This is a genomic window from Rhizobacter sp. P3_B12 (assembly GCF_056402895.1).
In genome coordinates this window covers 1-570 of record NZ_JBFUGN010001749.1, presented here as the reverse complement: position 1 = coordinate 570, position 570 = coordinate 1, and the positions used below count along the sequence as shown (strand labels likewise).

The window sequence follows — 570 nt, the reverse complement described above, 5'->3', positions numbered from 1 at the left end:
ACCGGCTCGCCATCGAACGCGAAGCCGAGCGCGCGGGCGCTGCGCGCCAGCCGCGCCAGGTGCTCATCGAGCCCGCGCGCCTCGCCGCGCTGCGCCCACAGCGTCTCGAACAGCTGGAAGCCCGGGTCCAGCCCGGTCAGGAAGCGCGCCTTCAGCAGGCACTCCTCGAACTCGTCGTCGGCGCGGCTGTCGAGCACGATGCCGGCGCCGATGCCCAGCCGCGCCGGCCGCAGCCCGTCGGCCTCGGCGCCCAGCGTCAGCGTGCGGATCGCCACGTTGAGGCAGAAATCGCCAATGCGCGCTTCGCCCTGCGGCGCGTCGACCCAGCCGATCGCCCCGCAGTACAGGCCGCGCGGCGTGCTCTCCAGCCCGGCGATCAGCTCCATCGTGTGGTGCTTGGGCGCCCCGGTGATCGAGCCGCAGGGGAACACCGCGCGCAGCAGCTCGGCGAAACCGACCTCGGGCCGCACTTGCGCATGGATCGTCGACGTCATCTGGAACAGCGTCGCATACGGCTCGATCGCGAACAGCGACGGCACCTTCACCGAGCCGGTCTGCGCGATGCGGCCC

1 protein-coding gene is annotated in these 570 nt (G+C 72.6%); it reads right to left on the bottom strand.

The features are described from left to right. A partial coding sequence (locus tag AC1D01_RS38030) for a chorismate-binding protein (RefSeq protein ID WP_477875170.1) occupies positions 1 to 570 on the bottom strand: 570 nt, incomplete at both ends.